Source organism: Rosenbergiella australiborealis, assembly GCF_018494035.1.
In the GTDB taxonomy this organism is placed as follows: Bacteria; Pseudomonadota; Gammaproteobacteria; order Enterobacterales; family Enterobacteriaceae; genus Rosenbergiella; species Rosenbergiella australiborealis.
In genome coordinates, this window is sequence record NZ_JABBFO010000005.1 from 15,606 (window position 1) to 34,666 (window position 19,061).

Sequence of the window (19,061 nt, forward strand, 5' to 3'; positions counted from 1 at the left end):
TATGTAAGGATATTATCTTTGTCTAATTTTCTATTTTCTATATACAAACTCAAACGGCCTAACCATACTTTTCCTGCTGGCATCAAGATATTCAGCCCACCACTTGAGCATCATCCTTCTCTCATCGAGATGTTGAGCGAGATGGATGTAAGCGGCACGAACGTTGTTACGCTCTTGATGGCTCATCTGCCGTTCAACAGCATCTTTTGACCATAATCCTGACTCAATCAAGACACTAAAAGCCATAGAACGGAAACCGTGACCGCAAACTTCTGTTTTGGTGTCATAGCCCATTTTTCGCAAAGCGTTGTTGATTCTGTTTTCACTCATAGGCTTATCTGCATAGTGATCGCCCGTAAAAATAATTTTCAGATCTTTGCTGAGATTCTGGATCTCTTTCAGAATAGCGACGGCTTGTCGGCTCAATGGGACAAGATGAGGCATTTTCTTCTTGGAGCCGCGGCTGGAGTGCTTCATACCCAATAACTCTTCCCGTTCGGCTGGAATGGTCCACAGCGCATTCCTGAAATCAATTTCAGACCAACGGGCAAAACGTAGTTCGCTGGAACGAACGAAAGTCAGCAGAGTTAGCTTAGCAGCAAGGCGGGTGAGCGGCCTTCCTCTGTAGCTCTCAATGCGGCTGAGAAGCTCTGTAATGCGTTCAAAAGGAAGAGCAGGGCGATGAACCCTTTTTGCTGTTGCAATGGCTCCTGCTAAATTCTGAGCAGGATTGCTCTCGATAATACTATTATGGACAGCATATCGCATGATGGCGGTGATACGTTGCTGGAGACGGGCAGCAATCTCAAGATGCCCGGATTTTTCAGCCGTTTTGATTGGCTGAAGCAGGTCGCGGGTTTTAAGGTCAGTAGTGTTGCGTTTGCCAAGAGCAGGGAACACATGGTTAGTAAGGCTATTGATCACTCTTTCAGCATGAGTTTCTGACCAGTTGATGTTGCTTGCATGCCAGTCTCTGGCAACGGATTCAAAAGCCAGTGCGCCGCTTTGTTCAACTTTATCGGATTTTTTCTTTTCCGATGGGTCAATACCAGCAGCAATTAATCTTCTGGCATCATCACGGCGATGACGTGCGTCAGCAAGTGATAGAGCGGGATAAACCACCAGAGCAAGTAGCTTTTGTTTTCCTGCAAAGCGGTATTGCAGACGCCAGTACTTGGAACCATTCCGATGAATCGGAATATGCATGCCGCTGCTATCTGTGAGCTTTACAGGCTTATCGGCGGGTTTGGCATTTCTTACTTTGACATCAGTGAGAGCCATCATTCACCCCCCTCTTTTGATGGTACAAAACGTATCGAACTAAAGATACCAACGAATATACCATCAAATGATAGCGCTTGCCGATGAGAGTCAGAGAGCGGTAGGAGAAGGCTTGAAGTCAATATTTTGTTGACTTTAAAAGGAAAAATGGACGTCAATCGACGTCCATTTATAGAATAGTGGTGCCCGAACTCGGAATCGAACCAAGGACACGGGGATTTTCAATCCCCTGCTCTACCGACTGAGCTATTCGGGCAACGGGGCGTATTAAACTGGATTAGCGTCACTTCGTCAATGAAAAATCTTCACCGGATCGTTCGTACGCCTATTTTTTCTGCAAAGCGTCGGTATTTCACTCAAACCACCGTCTGGGTAGCTTCTCAGGGCCTTACCACCGTAGCTCTTGGCGTTGAATTACGACAGGTTGATGGGATTTCTATTGGCACTAGAACAAGCATCCCCTGCTCGTTATCTGCCTTGGCTTATGTCGGAGATCTCTTCATTCACTATCCGCCAGTCCCTAACCTCTGCCTAATACACTAAGTATCATTAATAATAAGTTTGAGCCACTAAGCGTCGTAAGTAAGTTAGTCATCCTCATTATCCTACTCTGTATTAAAATCAGCCTTAGACACCTCGTCGCGACGCGTTGAAACACCGAGGTTTTCAGACTTACCCATAGCAAAAAGCCCTGCTTTACAGCAAGGCTTTATGAATAGGAATAAAGTATTCAACCTATCTTAATGCGTCGTTTCCGGCTTCGGCGCTGGACTCGCTACAGGAGCCGTTGGCGTCGCCAAAATAGCTCCTGGATGCGCACTTTCCACCGGTAGCATCGCTGGGATGCCTTCGCCTGGTGTTAGACTGTTATCCGATTGGTTGGGAAGCATAATATGATCAAGGATTTTCCTCATCACCGGTGCTGCAACCACCCCATCACTTCCGCCATTTTCTAAGATTAAAGTGACAGCCACCTTAGGATCATCAAAAGGAGCAAATGCCGTGTAAAAGATATGGTCACGTAGCCGAACCGGAATCATTTTCGCGTTATATACCTGGTTTTGACGCAGGCTAAATACCTGCGAGGTCCCACTTTTTGCAGCAATCCCGTAAGGAGCGGTATGGAAATACTTATACCCCGTACCATTAGGCGCATTGGCCATACCAAACATTGCTCGGCGCACTAATGCCCAGTAAGGGGAGTCCGCTGTGCCGACTTGCGTAAACGTTTCAGGCGCTTTGTAGGGTTCAACTTGATTACCGAGTTGCTCTTTCTGCAATAAATGCGGAATCAACACCTTCCCATTATTTAACAAGGTAACAAGCGCTTTCTCCATCTGAATAGGGGTGGCTATCCAATAACCTTGCCCGATCCCTACGGAAATAGTATCCCCTTGGTACCAGGCTTTTTTCCGCGCCTTAAGTTTCCATTCACGACTAGGTAACAGGCCGCGATACTCTTCATTTAAGTCAATGCCGGATAATTTGCCATAGCCAAATTGGCTAAGCATATGATGGATCCGATCGATACCCATCATGTAGGCGACTTGGTAGAAAAAGGTATCGGCTGATTCTTCGATCGCTCGCGTCACATTCAACATCCCATGACCGGTCTTTTTCCAGTCACGATAACGACGGTCCGTTCCCGGAAGCGTCCAGGTCGGTGCGCCAAAGAAGCTGGTTTGCGGAGTGATCACATTATTTAAGAGGGCCGACATCGCCATATAAGGTTTTACTGTAGAAGCCGGCGGATAGAGACCTTGTGTCACCCGGTTGATCAACGGAAGATCTTTATCTTGCAGTAACTGTTTGTAGGACTGGTAACTGATCCCCTTCACAAAAGGATTTGGATCATAGCTCGGGCTCGACACCATCGCGAGTACCGATCCATCATGGGGATCTTCAACTAGTACCGCAGCCCGCTGCCCCACTAATTGGCTTTCGATATATTGCTGTAGATGCAGGTCGAGCGTCAGCCAAATGTTTTTACCGGCGGTCGGTGGAACCTCATTGAGCACACGAATAATACGGCCGTGGTTATCAACCTCCACTTCTTGGTAGCCGGTTTTGCCATGTAGTGCCGATTCATAATAGCCTTCGATACCCTGCTTACCAATATTATGATCTGCCGCGTAGTTCTCCCCGACTCCCTCAGCGTTCAACCGCGCAGCATCACGATCGTTAATTTTAGACACATAGCCGACAACATGAGCTAATGATGCCCCGTAAGGATAAAAACGATCTTGGAATGAATTGATACTTACCCCAGGGAAGCGGTATTCATTAACAGAAAAACGCGCAATTTCCTCTTCACTCAGCTCTTCTTTGACGATAATCGGTTTATAACGACTGGTCGCTTTTAGTCGTTTCTTAAAATCAGCGATATCATCCGGGCTTAGGTCAATAATTGGGGCGAGTTGATCCAACAATTGCTGCATGTTGGCAATATTATAGGGTGTCAGTTGTAAGTCATATTGCGTAACGTTTTGAACTAAAGGAATTCCATTACGGTCGTAAATCATCCCTCGCGTCGGCGCAATCGGGATCATTTTTATATCGTTCGCGTTCGATCGCGTTTGATAGTAAGCATGTTGCTGAATCTGTAAATGCCAGAGATTAACACCGAGAATGGTAAAACAGACGCAGACCAACCCCAGCGCCACTAGCGCCCGACGGATAAACAACTTTTCTTCAGTTTCAAAATTACGCAGATTCATTGACAACAACTATTGGAGGGCCACAAAATTTTCGACGCTCTATAATAATAGGATTCGTATTTAGCGCCAGTAACATTCGCAGCTAAAAGTGAATAAAGTGTGTCATTTAATAACAAAGAAGAGCGCCTAAGCGCTCCTCTGTTTAATTAAAAGAGTAATGGAACAATAGGTTAGTCACCTAATAGTACAGATTCCAAAGCAATTTTAATCATATCATTAAAGGTCGTTTGACGTTCTTCTGAGGTTGTTTGCTCGTGAGTCCGTAAATGGTCGGAAACGGTACAGATCGCGAGTGCTTTTGCGCCAAACTCAGCCGCAACACCATAGATACCTGCAGCTTCCATTTCTACGCCCAGAATGCCATATTTTTCCATGACATCGAACATTTCCGGTTGCGGCGTATAGAATAAATCAGCGGAGAAAATATTACCGACTTTAGTTTCTACCCCAAGGGCTTTCGCTGCATTGACGGCATTGTTCACCATATCAAAATCTGCGATAGCGGCAAAATCGTGATCTTTAAAACGGGTACGGTTGACTTTCGAGTCAGTGCTAGCGCCAAGACCAATAACAACGTCACGTAGTTTGATCTGAGGCAGTACCGCACCACATGAGCCGATACGGATGATTTTTTTTACGCCATATTCAGTAATCAGCTCCTTGGTATAAATTGAGCATGATGGGATCCCCATTCCATGCCCCATTACCGAGATTCTGCGCCCTTTATAAGTTCCGGTATAACCAAGCATACCCCGTACGTTGTTGACTTCTACCGCGTCATCTAGGAAGTTTTCTGCGATAAACTTCGCACGAAGCGGGTCACCGGGCATCAAGACAACGTCAGCAAAGTCACCCATTTCTGCATTAATATGAGGAGTAGCCATGTTTACATTTTCCTTCTTTTTCGAGGCGGTGACTTATGCACCGCCTTATCATTATTAAAATAGTGCTTTGCCGTATTGCATCGGCGCTAGCTCAAAATATTTCGCCAACGTCTGTCCGATATCGGCAAAGGTTTCACGCTGACCTAATGAACCTGGCTTAATACTTGGCCCATAGAGTAAAACGGGAATATGCTCGCGCGTATGATCAGTACCTGCCCAAGTCGGGTCACAACCGTGGTCAGCCGTTAGGATCAATATATCACCCTCTTTTACCTCAGCCATTAATTCAGGCAGGCGACGATCGAATAATTCTAAGCCACCTGCATAACCGGCAACATCTCGACGATGCCCCCAGCTCGAATCAAAATCAACAAAGTTGGTGAACACGATACTGTTATTAGGTGCTTGCTGCATCTCGCGAATTGTTGCGTCAAACAATGCGTCTAAGCCCGTGGCTTTCACTTTTTTAGTGATGCCTTGCTCTGCATAAATATCGGCAATTTTTCCTACCGAAATCACTGCACCGCCCGCTTCTTTTAGCTTCGCTAATACGGTCGGAGATGGCGGTTCGACGGCTAAATCATGGCGGTTACCTGTTCGCTCAAAATGTCCGGCTTTATCGCCAACAAAAGGACGAGCGATAACACGACCAATGTTATATCCCCCTTCCGTCAGGGCTTTACGGGTAATTTCACATAACTCATACAACCGTTCAAGACCAAAGGTTTCTTCATGGCAGGCGATTTGAAAAACAGAATCCGCTGAAGTGTAGAAAATCGGTTTTCCCGAACGCATATGTTCTTCTCCCAAGGCATCTAAGATGACCGTCCCTGAGGAGTGGCAATTACCGAGATAGCCAGGAAGTTGTGCTTTTTCAACTAATAATGCTAAAAGCGATTCAGGAAAAGAGTTTTCCTTCTCTGGGAAATAACCCCAGTCAAAAAGGACAGGTACACCCGCAATTTCCCAATGTCCTGAAGGGGTGTCTTTTCCAGATGAGAGCTCTTGCGCGCTGGCGTAAGCACCGATCACTTCGGCATCGCTATCCATGCCTGCTGCAATTTTACCCGTTGAAAGCTCTGCGGCTTTGACAAGACCCAGTGCCGTTAAATTGGGTAGATCTAGCGGCCCTTTACGACCTTGATCGGCTAAGCCTTGCGCACAGGCTTGAGCAATATGGCCAAAGGTATCTGATCCTTTGTCACCAAATTTTTCTGCATCATGGCTGGCGCCAATTCCGAATGAATCGAGAACCATTACAAAGGCACGTTTCATACTCATCTCCTTAATAAGGCTATTGAGATAAAAATTATCGATCAGGCCAGTATGCACTGATTAATAATAAGAGTCTCAATATTTCGCTTGTAGATCCTGCTCGCCGTGGCCACAACTTGCGAGTAAATTCCCTAATAGCCCCGAGGCGCCAAAACGGAAGTGTCGTTTATCCACCCAATCCGGGCCGACAATATCAGCGGCTAACGCCAAATACGCGGCGGCATCTTCCATCGTTTTCACGCCACCGGCCGCTTTAAAACCAACTTCATTTACTTTATTTTTATCACGGATCACTTCAAGCATGATGCGCGCGGCCTCAAGGGTCGCATTAACAGGGACTTTCCCCGTTGAGGTTTTTATAAAGTCGGCACCTGCGTCAATAGCGAGCTCGCTAGCTTGGCGAATCAGGCTAGGTTCTTTGAGTTCACCACTTTCGATAATCACTTTTAGCAGTACGTTACTCAGCGCACAGACGGCTTTACATTCACGGACTAATTCAAAGCCAACCTCGCTGTTTCCTTCACGTAATGCGCGCCAAGGAAAAACAACATCAACCTCGTCTGCACCGCTCGCAATGGCTGCGCGAGTTTCCGCGACCGCAACCGTGATGTCTGCATTTCCATGTGGAAAATTAGCGACTGTGGCGATCTTAATTTCAGGAGTGTCTTGTGACTGTAAGGCTTCACGGGCTGCTGCAATAAATTGTGGGTAAATGCAAACCGCAGCAGTGTTTCCCATTACGGTTTTAGCCTGCTGACACAAGGTTTTGACCTTTTGTTCAGTGTCATCGTCATTTAGGGAGGTTAAGTCCATTAGTCCCAAGGCTTGGGTCGCTACCTGCATTACATTACTCATCTCTATCACTCAATCTTTGTGTTTTACCAATTATACCCAATTGTTCACTATCGCGTAGAAGGTATTCACGATAAGTGATATAGGTGACGGCATAATTACGTTAATTCTGCGGTTAATTGGGGAAAAAGCCGCAGACTATTTTGCCACATGACTGCCATCACCTCTTCAACCGGTTGCCCTCTGAGTGTTGCCAGTGCTTGGCATACCTGCACGACACGCTCAGGTCGATTCGCTGTACCTTGATACCCGTAAAGCGGCATATCTGGGGCATCAGTTTCTAATACTAAGAACTCAATAGGCACACGGGCCAAAGCCTCTCGGGTTTTGTTCGCCCGTGGGTAGGTAATACTTCCCCCTACCCCAAGATAAAATCCCAAGTCGATAAAACGTTTAGCCTGTTGATAACTTCCAGTGAATCCGTGAATCACTCCTGTGGCGGGGAGAGAACTTTCTTTCAGTAAGCGCGAGAGAGGATCGTGGCTTTTACGAGAGTGTAGAATTACCGGTAAACGGTATGCTTTCGCTAATTGCAGTTGTGCCGATAACAGTGCCCATTGGCGAGACGCTAGCGCAGTGAGCTGGGGTGTATAAAAATCAACGCCAATTTCACCTATAGCGATCACTTGATTGCCGCTGCTTAAGGCGTTTTCCAGTTGGATAAGATCGTTATCATGATGCTCGGATATCCACAGTGGATGCAGTCCGAGCGCCACAAAAAGCTCAGCATGCTGTCGAGACAATGCTAGCAGAGCCGAAAAGTCTGTCGCTTTCGTCGCGGGAATAATCACCGCACTCAGGTTGGATTCTCGAAGTTGATGCAAGCTTTGAGCAAGATTGTCGCTGAAGACGGGAAAATTGAAATGGCAGTGAGTATCGATATATCTCATAGTCGTTGATAGTGTGCCAGCGTCCCTGCTAGCGACGTTTTTAATAAAGGTTATAACCTTTTACGCCCAGTAAAAAGGCTGATCAAGAATAAAATAATACCGACCACGAAAACAATTTTTGCGGCCCAAGCCGCCGTGCCAGCTAAAGAGCCAAAACCAAGTGCAGCGGCAATTAGCGCTATAACGAGAAAGATAATTCCCCAACGAAACATAAGTACACTCCTTATCTATATGTCACTGCCTATGATTAGTGACTCGCCTCTGTATCAAAGAGATTAGTGCGGCACCTTCAACTCATTATTGACCTTGAGTACACCTGAGATCTCTTCCACTAACTTTTCAACCTGTTGCTTTTCTGATTGACTCGGAACCGTACCCGTTAAGAAAACTTCACCATGCCGTGTCGCGACGTGAACGTCACGAGTATTAATCTGTTTGTCTGCAAAAAGACGCATCATCGCTTCACTGGTCGTTGCGACATCACTGGCGTAAACTCTGACTGAATTTTCGTGTGAACGACGTACTCGCACCCGATTATCCAATTGTTTCACCCCTGCGATTTTTGGAACCTGCACACTGATAAGATTTTTCTCCTGCCAATCAGGAACAAAACCACTCACCGTTACCTGTCCCTGCTCTGTCTTCACGGACAATGACGAAACATGGATCTTTTTGTTGTCCAAAATAGCCGCTTTAACCTTTGCAGTAACCGTTGTATCACTCAGAAAACCATCAACATGGTCGACAGATTGGCTGACGAGTGAAGGATTCTGTTGTGCAGCCACTTTTAAGCTATCCAGTACACCCAAACTGAGCAGAATAATTGCCACAGTGTTAATAATTAATTTTGCTTTCATAACGTGTTTTCTCAGAAACGTGAGATCGAACCCTTGGCTGAGAAAGTCGCTTTCTTTTGTTCAATCATTACAATAATAATGATAGACGAGATTACGCATCGCGTAGCGTTTTAGGATTTAACTTACTGGAAGTGAAAAAAGCCCATCTTTTGACGATGGGCTAGGCAAAAAATTAATGCTCGCGAGTTTTACGGAAGCGAACGTCAGGGTAACGTTCTTGAGTGATAGAGAGATTAACCATTGTCGGAGCGATATAAGTCAGATTGTCGCCGCCATCTAGCGCAAGGTTAACTTCATTTTTACGTTGGAATTCGTCGAATTTTTTTACATCATTGCAATCAACCCAACGGGCCGTTGACACATTCACCGACTCGTAAATCGCTTCGACGTTATACTCAGATTTTAAGCGTGCGACCACCACATCAAACTGCAGTACACCAACCGCCCCAACAATTAAGTCGTTATTGCTAATCGGACGGAATACTTGCACCGCACCTTCTTCGGAAAGTTGAACCAATCCTTTAAGAAGCTGCTTTTGTTTTAAAGGATCGCGCAGACGAATACGGCGGAAAAGTTCAGGGGCAAAGTTAGGAATGCCGGTGAACTTCATCTTTTCACCTTGGGTAAAAGAGTCACCAATCTGAATCGTACCGTGGTTATGTAACCCGATAATATCGCCGGGCCACGCCTCTTCAACATGTGCACGGTCACCCGCCATAAAGGTCAACGCATCAGAAATCACCACATCTTTGCCGGTGCGGACTTGGTACATCTTCATTCCCTTCTCGTATTTACCAGAAACAATACGCATAAAGGCAACACGGTCACGGTGCTTAGGGTCCATATTCGCTTGGATTTTAAAGACAAACCCCGTAAATTTCTCTTCACCCGCTATAACCTGACGTTGGTCAGTAGCTCGTGGCATGGGAGAAGGTGCCCACTCGACCAAACCGTCTAGCATATGATCAACACCAAAGTTCCCCAATGCTGTACCGAAGAAGACTGGGCTTAATTTACCTTGTAAAAAGAGTTCACGATCGAACTCATGGGAAGCACCTTGAACTAACTCTAATTCATCACGCAGCTGCCCTGCTAACTCTTCACCGATAGCTTGGTCAACGTCTGGGTTATTCAACCCTTTAATTTTACGGACTTCTTGGATGGTATGACCTTTACCAGATTGATAGAGAATAACTTCATCATCATAGAGGTGATAAACCCCTTTGAATAACTTGCCACAGCCAATTGGCCAAGTGATCGGCGCACAGGCAATTTTTAATTCACTTTCAACTTCATCAAGTAGCTCCATCGGATCGCGGATGTCACGGTCTAACTTGTTCATAAAAGTGATAATCGGCGTATCCCGCAAGCGCGTAACTTCCATTAGCTTACGGGTACGATCTTCAACCCCTTTGGCCGCATCAATCACCATCAAGCAGCAGTCAACCGCGGTCAGGGTACGATACGTATCTTCCGAGAAGTCTTCATGTCCAGGGGTATCGAGTAAGTTAACCAGCTTATCGTGATAGGGAAACTGCATCACAGAGGTCGTTATAGAGATTCCCCTCTGTTTTTCCATCTCCATCCAGTCAGATTTTGCGTGTTGATTTGAACCACGTCCTTTAACTGTCCCCGCTGTCTGAATAGCCTGCCCGAAAAGAAGGACTTTTTCAGTGATAGTGGTTTTACCTGCATCGGGGTGAGAAATGATGGCGAAAGTGCGCCGGAGGGCGACTTCTTGCAGAAGGCGTTCTATAGACATGCTGTTATCTTAATTTCCTGACGTTGCGAGCACTTAAGCTACTCGTTAAATACAATTGCCGCTAGTTTACACGATTTCGCTATTTTTCGATATTCCCCAATCACCCCCTCATTGATAAAAACACTCGCCATTGAGGGGGCAATACTCAACGCAGAACAGAAACTAAGAATGATTAACAATTACATTCAATAGATGGAATGATTTCTATTATTAAATAATTGATTTAACTAGACTTATTAAAAAACTTCACTTTATTTGCTCGGCTATCTCGCGTATGATTATTGACCATAAATGACCGATTATCTTTCTGGGGAAATAATTATGCTGACACCTGATATGGTTTCTCGCTTAAACGAGCAACTCAATCTCGAATTTTATTCTGCTAACCTTTATTTGCAAATGAGTGCATGGTGCAGCGATAAAGGCTTAGAGGGCGCTGCCTCTTTTTTACGTTCACATTCACGTGAAGAAATGGACCATATGCAGCGTTTATTTAATTATCTTAGTGATGCAGGGGCATTACCGGTACTGGGTACCATTGAAGCGCCTCCTGTGACTTTCGAGTCGGTCACTGACGTGTTCACCTTAACTTACCGCCATGAGCAACTGATTACGCAGAAAATCAATGAACTTGCTCATGCGGCTATGACGTCGCAAGACTACTCAACCTTTAATTTCCTGCAATGGTATGTGGCTGAGCAGCACGAAGAAGAGAAGTTGTTTAAAACGGTACTCGATAAATTGGGAATGCTGGAGAACAGCTCTAATGGCTTGTTCTTGATCGATAAAGACTTAGCGACAATGAATACTGAGTCCCATACCAACAATCCTCATAACTAATTGAATGGTCGCGGATGCTGTTCTTCATCCGCGACGACTGCTTTAGGCTCGTGCTTGATACTTTGTCGCCGCAATAATAATTTCTGATGGTGGGACCGGCCGGCTAAAATAGTAGCCCTGATGAATATTACAGCCCAAACCCACTAAATGTCTCTGCTGTTCCTCACTCTCTACGCCTTCCGCAACAATATTCAAATTCATATTTTTAGCTAACTCGATAATCATTGAGAGTAAGCGTGGATCCGTTTCTTTATGGCCAATACTATTGATAAATGCGCGATCGATTTTCAGTTCAGTGGCGGGCATATTCTGTAAATAAAGTAAGCTAGAGTAACCGGTTCCAAAATCATCAATCGCAACCTGTACACCAATCGCTTTAAGCTCTTTGAGGATCTTGATACTTTCTTGAGGGTAACGCATCGCCGTCGTTTCGGTGATCTCTAAAATCAGCTTTTCAGGCGAAATTCGATATTGTCCAAGGGTTCTTGTCACAATATAGACTAAGTTTTTTTGTTCAAATTGCTGTGCGGAAAGATTGACTGAAATAGTCAGATGTTCGGCACCTTGCTGATGCCAAAATGCAAGTTGGCGACAGGCTTCGTTCAGTACCCACTCACCCAAGGGAATAATCATGCCAGTACGCTCTGCTATAGGCAGAAATTTCTCCGGCGATTTCAAGCCTCGCTCGGGATGTTGCCAGCGAACTAGCGCTTCGTATCCAACGATTTCCCCTGAGGTTACATTGAGTTTAGGCTGGTAATATAAACGTAGTTCATTGTTATGGATGGCCCGCCACAACTCATTTTTTAACTGAACTTGACTACGTCCAATCGGGCTCATCGAGGTGTGATAGACACTGAAGCCATTTCGACCACTGTTTTTAGTGTGGTACATAGCGGAATCAGCATTAAATAACATTTCACGTGCTTCCCCGCCATGTATCGGGAACATCGCAATACCGATACTTAATGAAACCCGTAGCTCATAGCTCTCTACAATAAATTCAGGTTCTATTGTTTTAACTAATTTATCTGCTAAAAGAGAGGCCTGATGTTCCGAGCTGGCATTCGATAGCAGGACAAATTCATCACCGCCAACACGTGCAAAGGTATCACTTATAGCAATGACTTGGCTAAGACGCTTCGCCACTTCGACTAAAAGTTTGTCCCCAATATCGTGGCCATAAGCATCGTTAACTATTTTAAATCCATCAAGGTCCATATAGAGTAGACTGAACGTGGAAGTCATTTGATTTGCCTTGGCAATATACTCGTGTAACCTCTCTTCAAATAAAGTGCGGTTAGCCAAATTAGTCAATGGATCGTGTAACGCCATTTGTCGTAATTCTTCATTAGACTCTTTTAACTTGCTAGCCATACGCGAAACACGTATTTGCGATTCAATCATCGCACCAAAAAGGTTACTGCCTAATATCACTAAAGTAGAAATAAAGACCCAAATAGTGAGACGCTGAGAACCTAATCCCCCCGGCAATACTGTCATCGATTCACTAAAATTGGCTGCGTACATACCGGTATAATGCATACCGGCAATGGCTACTCCCATAACAACTGCGGCATTAAAACGACGAAATATAATCCCTGACTCATTATTACGTAAACGAAACGCCAGCCATAACGCAATGGCGGAGGCAGCATAAGCAATAATGAAAGAGAGAATCATCGGTGTTTTGTGCCAAATTATCGGTTGGCTAATACGTAAGCCGCCCATACCGATATAGTGCATACCAATCACGGATGAGCCTAAAACTGTTGCACCTAAAAAGATATTAATGAGCGTAATTTGGTTGTGTCTAAATACTGTCCATAAGGCAATAACTGAACCAATAATAGCCAGAAAAATAGAGAGTAAGGTTTCACTGAGGTTGTAGCCCATCGGCATATCGAAATTCATCGCCATCATACCGATAAAATGCATTGACCAAATCCCGATGCCCATAGCAGCACCACCACCGAACAACCATAGCAACGCATTAAGGCCTCGACTTTCAGAAAATCGAGCCACGGTATCCAGGGCTGAAAAAGAGGCGAGGAATGCAATAAATATAGAGGCCACTACCAGACCACTATCCCAAGTCACATGCATCATATTCATTGTATTCAACTGATTCTCCTACCCGGTGTGCCAGAGAGAAATTTTTCTGACCGAGCGATGAATGATTAGTAAAATCAATATTACGTGATTAGTAACTCACTAAACAATTACTTTTATAAGTATTAAATCATTTTTTACTTTTCTTTCATAAATTAATCAATAAATGGATGTATAAAATTGGTTTTAACAATGATAATGCTTTTCAATCCACGTTAGATCAGTAAAAACTTTTTATAACTAGTGACTAATATGTCAAAAAAATCAATGTGATGATACAAAATAATGCAATATGCAATTCTGTTTTTGGCGGGATCTAATGATAAAAAAATTCGATTATACATAACCAAATAAGCTAAGAGTCATCAAAAATAGTTCAGATAATTTTTAGATTTTTATAACGGAAAGAGTAAAGATTAATAGCTATATTCATCATTGACATAAGGTAGGTAGTGAGATGCAAATAAGAATTATTATAGAAAACAAATAACGATACGTTATTATTGGGCAGCAGATTAATAGTTGCCTACCACCCAATACCGTAAAAATGTCACTAATATTTAGGGTGATAACGTTTTATTAATCGCCCTAAACTCATCGCACCGATAAACCCACATACTGCAGCAAAGGTTAACCAAGCACCGGGCATCGCTTTATCACCGGTACTGTGAATTAAATAACTTGAGATAGCCGGCGTAAAACCCCCAAATAGTGCCGTTGCGAGACTATAAGCCAGTGAAAATCCAGAAGCCTTGACTTCAACGGGCATCACTTCCGCTAGCCAAACAACCATCGCACCGTTATAACTGGCATACAAAAATGATAGCCATAATTCTGTTTCGATCAGATGAGTCAATGTAGGCGCCGCAACTAACCAACGCAATATTGGCCATGCCGTCGCAATCATTAGTAATGTAAAGATTATTAATAATGGCCGCCGACCGACTCGGTCCGAGAGAGCCCCCATAACCGGTAGCCAGAATAAGTTTGAAACCCCTACCAATAAGGTGACAAGAAAACTTTGCTGGTCAGTCATATTCAGCACGGCCTTACCAAAGGTTGGTGTAAAGGCCGTGATCATATAAAACATTACCGTAGTTGTGACGACCATAAACATCCCAGCAATCACTAATGGCCAGTTACGCAATACCGAACGGGCAATCTCTTTCATACCCGGGCGATGTGTTTTTTGTTTAAAGGCCGAGGTTTCTTCCAATGAGCGACGGATGTAAAAAAGAAAGGGAACTACCATACAGCCGACGAAAAAGGGGATCCGCCATGCCCATTCTGAGACCATCTCTTTACCGAGTAGGTGATTGAGAAGCAGACCAAGTAATGCTGCAAAAATAACTGAAACCTGTTGGCTCGCTGACTGCCAGCTGACGAAAAAACCACGACGTCCCGCAGGAGCAATTTCAGAGAGATAAACAGAAACGCCTCCTAGCTCAACACCCGCTGAAAATCCTTGGAGTAAGCGACCCATTAATACCAAAATTGGCGCAAAGATCCCCAATGTGCTGTAGCCGGGTACCACGGCAATCGTTAAAGTACCGAGTGCCATTAAACCCAAGGTGATCAACAATCCTTTACGACGGCCATGCTGATCGATGTAGGTTCCAAGAATAATGGCACCGAGGGGGCGCATCAAAAAACCCGCGCCAAAAGTCATTAGCGTCAACATTAACGAAGCAAAAGGGTTACTACCGGGAAAGAAAGTGTTGGCGATGGCGGTAGCGTAATAGCCAAAAACCATAAAGTCGTACATTTCTAAAAAATTTCCGCTGGTGACGCGGAAGATAGATTTGGTATGTTGCCAAGCAGAAGAGGTTTCAGGGATCTCAGAATAGTTCATTAAATATTTCTCACATTTTTTGTTTTTTGTACCTAACCTCGTCAATTTTTAATGTTATCCAAGTCACCTTTCATTAAAATAATGACAACAAATAACAAACAAATGTAATAAAAAAATCCTCCCGTAGGAGGATCTCCGTTTTTTTAAACGCTATTTTGTCGCTGTTTCTAAGCCCATCAGCCCTATCTTTAAGTATCCAGCACCGCGAAGTTCGTCCATAATGCTCATTAATGTCGCATAATCGATACTTTTGTCTGCTTGGAAAAAAATTGTCGTCTCTTTGTTCCCTTCCGTTTGTGTCATGATGCGTTGTATTAAGTTCTCTTTACTAACCGCATCATTCCCTACAAAGAGTTGATTGCCTTCTTTAACACTTAGATAAACCGGTTTTTCAGGCCTTGGTTGTGGTGTACTGGTGGAAGCGGGTAGATTAACTCGAATATCGACCGTTGCCAGCGGCGCTGCAACCATAAAAATGATCAGCAGAACCAACATCACGTCAATGAATGGCGTGACGTTAATTTCATGCATTTCACCATCACCTTCTACTTCATCATTGAGTCGCATTGCCATAACAGTTAACCCGCACGCAGTTTTTGGCTGGATGAGTGAAGAGTCGTTTGCGTAAAAGTCCTTTTTTGCAGATCAGCATCACGGCTCTGTAATAAAATAATTTGTGCTGCGCTATCGCCTAACGATGCTTTGTAGCCAGCGATCATTCGTGCAAAAATGTTGTAAATGACGACAGCTGGAATTGCCGCGACGAGGCCGACCGCGGTGGCCAACAGCGCCTCAGCAATACCAGGAGCCACCACCGCAAGATTGGTCGTTTGTGTTTTCGCAATCCCGATAAAACTGTTCATAATGCCCCATACGGTACCAAACAAACCGATAAACGGAGAAACGGAACCGATAGTGGCTAAGAAACCATTATTACGACTCGCATCGCGAGCAATACGCGCGACTTGACGCTCTAAGCGAAATACTGTGCGTTCTTTGATTGCGGCATGATCATCGCTTTGTGTAGAGAGCTCACGCTCATCAAGTGCTTCAGCAATCAACCGTGCAGCATGACTTCCTGTTGAAAACTGCTGTGCAATTTTGCCTGCACTTTCAAGCGTTTTTGCCTCGCTCAAAGCATTTTGCTCAGTTTTCAATCGACGTTTCGCTGATGTTAATTCCGTATATTTGGCGAAAAAAATCGCCCATGTCCCCACAGAGGCGAGTAATAAGCCTATCATCACGACTTTGACGACAATATCAGCATGTTGATACATGCCTAACACAGATAAATCCGTTTGCATTAGATTATTGGTAACGACACTCATTTTCTCGCCTCGGGTTGTTGCACAATACAATTGCACTATCATACCAAAAGCAAACTCTATTGATAGTAGTTATCATTACTATTTACATATAGAAAAAAGGGCTTCGCATAATATTTTCTTAAAACAGGAAGTTATAATCATAAATCGGGATAAGTTTTTTAAGAGAGGATAAGTATACTGTTATGACTGAAAAGACTAAGAAAAACCTCCCCTTTTCTCGCTGACTCTGCATACTCTAGCGCTTATCCGAAATATTATTCTAGGAACCGCTATGTCCGATAAAAAAAATATTGAAACGACCCTTATTAGCGCTGGACGTAAACCTCGCTACACGCAAGGGGCAGTCAATAGCGTCGTTCAACGTGCCTCCTCTTTAGTTTTTTCTAGTGTGGCTGAGAAAAAGAAGGCCACCGCGGGTCGAGCGAAAGGTGAGCTTTTTTATGGCCGTCGCGGCACGCTTACCCATTTCGCTTTACAAGATGCCATGACCGAACTCGAAGGCGGTGCCGGTTGTGTTCTCTATCCTTGCGGCGCAGCGGCTGTGGCAAATGCCATTTTAGCGTTTGTTAGCGCTGGTGATCATATTCTCGTTAGCGGTTCCGTCTATGAACCGACGCAAGATTTCTGTTCAACAATTTTAAAAAAACTCGCCGTTGAAACGACCTTTTTCCCTGCACAGAGCGGTGAGGAAATTGCACAGTGGCTACGCCCAGAGACGCGTGTAGTCTTTCTTGAGTCGCCTTCCTCGATCACTATGGAAGTCCAAGATATCCCTACCCTTATTGCTACTGTGCGTCGAATTGCTCCGCAAGCCGTCATTATTCTGGATAATACGTGGGCGGCAGGTATTTTATTTAATGCATTAGAGGCTGGCGTCGATATCTCCATTCAAGCCGGTACGAAATATTTAGTTGGCCATTCAGATGCCATGATCGGAACAGCCGTTGCGAATGCACGTTGCGTAGAACAATTGCGTGAAAATTCCTATTTAATGGGACAAATGGTTGATGCAGATACCGCTTATGTCGCAGCTCGTGGACTACGAACGTTATCCGTGCGGTTACGGCAACACGAGGCGGCGAGTATTGAGATCGCAACATGGTTGAGTCAGCGCGATGAAGTTTTTCGGGTAAACCATCCGGCTTTACCACAATCTCCGGGTCATCAATTTTGGAAACGTGATTTTTCTGGAAGTAGTGGATTGTTCTCTTTTATCCTGAAGGAAAAATTAAGCCCATCCGCTCTGGCCCATTACCTCGATCATTTCACGCATTTTAGTATGGCTTACTCATGGGGGGGCTTCGAGTCGCTGATCCTCGCTAGTCAGCCGGAAGAGATCGCGGCTATCCGTCCTGTTGGCGAATTAGATTTTACCGGGACGCTTATTCGATTACATATCGGATTAGAGCATCCTCAGGATCTTATTGCTGATTTAGCGCGAGGCTTTGCGCGATTGAAGGATCTGGCATAAATCTGTCTGAAATTTGGGGCTCTGCCTCAAAAAATAACTTTTTTGACTACACTTAGGCTCATTATCCCCGATCGAATGGTCAAGAGAAGGAGCCTAAAATGTCTCAGCAATTAGACGTCTCGCTGCATGATGGTCGTACCATGCCACAACTTGGCTTGGGTGTTTGGCAAGCCTCAATTGAACAAACTCGTGATGCCGTCAGTCACGCGCTGAATACCGGTTACCGTTCTATCGATACTGCCGCTATCTACAAAAATGAAGAAGGGGTTGGGCAAGCCTTACAATCGAGCGCAGTGGCTCGCGAAGATCTCTTTATCACCACTAAACTTTGGAATTCCGATCATAACGATTGGCAGCGAGCACTAGAAACCAGTTTGGGTAAATTACAACTCGACTATGTTGACCTTTATCTTATGCATTGGCCTTGCCCACAACAGGATAATTATGTTGCAGCATGGCAAGGAATAATTGATTTACAACGTCAGGGGTTAGTGAAAAGTATTGGCGTCTGTAATTTCCAAGAGACACACCTTGAGCGTATTATCCGTGAAACTGGCGTCACACCGGTGGTTAACCAAATAGAATTACATCCATTATTCCAACAGCGCCAACTCCATACTTGGAATGCACTACACAAAATACATACTGAATCATGGAGCCCTCTTGCACAAGGCGGTGAAGGCGTCTTTGATCAGGAAATTATCCAAAAATTAGCCAATAAATACCAGAAAACCCCTGCCCAGATCGTTATTCGCTGGCATCTCGACAGTGGTCTTATTGTGATTCCTAAATCGGTCACCCCTAAGCGGATCGATGAAAATTTCGCCGTTTTTGACTTTAAACTTGAAAAAGACGAACTAAAAGCCATCACCACGTTAGATAGCGGTAAACGGTTAGGCCCAGATCCCGACTCTTTCGAGAAACGCTAGCCGAATAAGCC

At 44.6% G+C, this 19,061-nt stretch carries 16 protein-coding genes and 1 tRNA gene; 3 read left to right on the plus strand and 14 right to left on the minus strand.

The features are described from left to right. Positions 1–30 precede the first annotated feature (30 nt). The 10 genes from HGT73_RS06785 to prfC form a co-directional block, all read right to left on the minus strand. On the minus strand, positions 31–1,281 hold the full coding sequence (locus HGT73_RS06785; protein WP_214213263.1) for a tyrosine-type recombinase/integrase: 1,251 nt from the start codon (positions 1,279–1,281) through the stop codon (positions 31–33). 180 nt (positions 1,282–1,461) lie between these two features. Next, positions 1,462–1,537, minus strand: a tRNA-Phe gene (locus tag HGT73_RS06790). Positions 1,538–2,021: 484 nt separating this feature from the next. Continuing rightward, positions 2,022–3,998, minus strand: coding sequence for a penicillin-binding protein 2 (mrdA, locus tag HGT73_RS06795; RefSeq protein ID WP_214212977.1), 1,977 nt, complete (start codon positions 3,996–3,998; stop codon positions 2,022–2,024). Between the two features lie 170 nt (positions 3,999–4,168). Further along, positions 4,169–4,882: a purine-nucleoside phosphorylase gene (deoD, locus tag HGT73_RS06800; protein ID WP_214212979.1), complete on the minus strand. Its 714-nt coding sequence runs from the start codon at positions 4,880–4,882 to the stop codon at positions 4,169–4,171. Positions 4,883–4,936: 54 nt separating this feature from the next. Continuing rightward, the gene (gene deoB, locus HGT73_RS06805; RefSeq protein ID WP_214212981.1) at positions 4,937–6,157 is read right to left on the minus strand and encodes a phosphopentomutase; all 1,221 of its coding nucleotides are present in this window, start codon (positions 6,155–6,157) and stop codon (positions 4,937–4,939) included. Between the two features lie 75 nt (positions 6,158–6,232). Then, positions 6,233–7,012, minus strand: coding sequence for a deoxyribose-phosphate aldolase (gene deoC / locus HGT73_RS06810; RefSeq protein ID WP_214212983.1), 780 nt, complete (start codon positions 7,010–7,012; stop codon positions 6,233–6,235). 95 nt (positions 7,013–7,107) lie between these two features. Beyond that, positions 7,108–7,899 (minus strand): TatD family hydrolase, encoded by a 792-nt coding sequence (locus HGT73_RS06815; protein WP_214212985.1) that lies wholly within the window; start codon positions 7,897–7,899, stop codon positions 7,108–7,110. A 50-nt stretch (positions 7,900–7,949) separates the two neighbouring features. Next, positions 7,950–8,111, minus strand: coding sequence for a DUF1328 domain-containing protein (locus HGT73_RS06820; protein ID WP_214212987.1), 162 nt, complete (start codon positions 8,109–8,111; stop codon positions 7,950–7,952). Positions 8,112–8,174: 63 nt separating this feature from the next. After that, positions 8,175–8,756 carry a BON domain-containing protein gene (locus HGT73_RS06825; RefSeq protein WP_214212989.1) on the minus strand — a complete coding sequence of 194 codons (582 nt, stop codon included), beginning with the start codon at positions 8,754–8,756 and terminating at the stop codon, positions 8,175–8,177. Between the two features lie 172 nt (positions 8,757–8,928). Then, positions 8,929–10,518, minus strand: coding sequence for a peptide chain release factor 3 (prfC, locus tag HGT73_RS06830; RefSeq protein ID WP_214212991.1), 1,590 nt, complete (start codon positions 10,516–10,518; stop codon positions 8,929–8,931). 321 nt (positions 10,519–10,839) lie between these two features. Here prfC and ftnA point away from each other — a divergent pair, with 321 nt between their 5' ends. Continuing rightward, positions 10,840–11,358: a non-heme ferritin gene (ftnA, locus tag HGT73_RS06835; RefSeq protein WP_214212993.1), complete on the plus strand. Its 519-nt coding sequence runs from the start codon at positions 10,840–10,842 to the stop codon at positions 11,356–11,358. 42 nt (positions 11,359–11,400) lie between these two features. On the opposite strand, the gene HGT73_RS06840 is transcribed toward ftnA, so the two are convergent. From HGT73_RS06840 to exbB, 4 genes are all read right to left on the minus strand, one after another. Next, positions 11,401–13,473 (minus strand): putative bifunctional diguanylate cyclase/phosphodiesterase, encoded by a 2,073-nt coding sequence (locus HGT73_RS06840; RefSeq protein WP_244968489.1) that lies wholly within the window; start codon positions 13,471–13,473, stop codon positions 11,401–11,403. A 550-nt stretch (positions 13,474–14,023) separates the two neighbouring features. Continuing rightward, on the minus strand, positions 14,024–15,322 hold the full coding sequence (tcuC, locus tag HGT73_RS06845) for an MFS transporter (RefSeq protein ID WP_214212996.1): 1,299 nt from the start codon (positions 15,320–15,322) through the stop codon (positions 14,024–14,026). Positions 15,323–15,472: 150 nt separating this feature from the next. Then, positions 15,473–15,895 (minus strand): TonB system transport protein ExbD, encoded by a 423-nt coding sequence (gene exbD / locus HGT73_RS06850; protein WP_214212998.1) that lies wholly within the window; start codon positions 15,893–15,895, stop codon positions 15,473–15,475. A 5-nt stretch (positions 15,896–15,900) separates the two neighbouring features. Further along, positions 15,901–16,626, minus strand: a complete 726-nt coding sequence (exbB, locus tag HGT73_RS06855; protein ID WP_214213265.1) for a tonB-system energizer ExbB — start codon at positions 16,624–16,626, stop codon at positions 15,901–15,903. A 295-nt stretch (positions 16,627–16,921) separates the two neighbouring features. Between exbB and metC the strand changes: the two genes are divergently transcribed. Both metC and dkgA read left to right on the plus strand, forming a co-directional pair. Next, the gene (gene metC, locus HGT73_RS06860; protein WP_214213001.1) at positions 16,922–18,121 is read left to right on the plus strand and encodes a cystathionine beta-lyase; all 1,200 of its coding nucleotides are present in this window, start codon (positions 16,922–16,924) and stop codon (positions 18,119–18,121) included. A 98-nt stretch (positions 18,122–18,219) separates the two neighbouring features. Next, positions 18,220–19,050 carry a 2,5-didehydrogluconate reductase DkgA gene (gene dkgA, locus HGT73_RS06865; RefSeq protein WP_214213003.1) on the plus strand — a complete coding sequence of 277 codons (831 nt, stop codon included), beginning with the start codon at positions 18,220–18,222 and terminating at the stop codon, positions 19,048–19,050. Positions 19,051–19,061 lie beyond the last annotated feature (11 nt).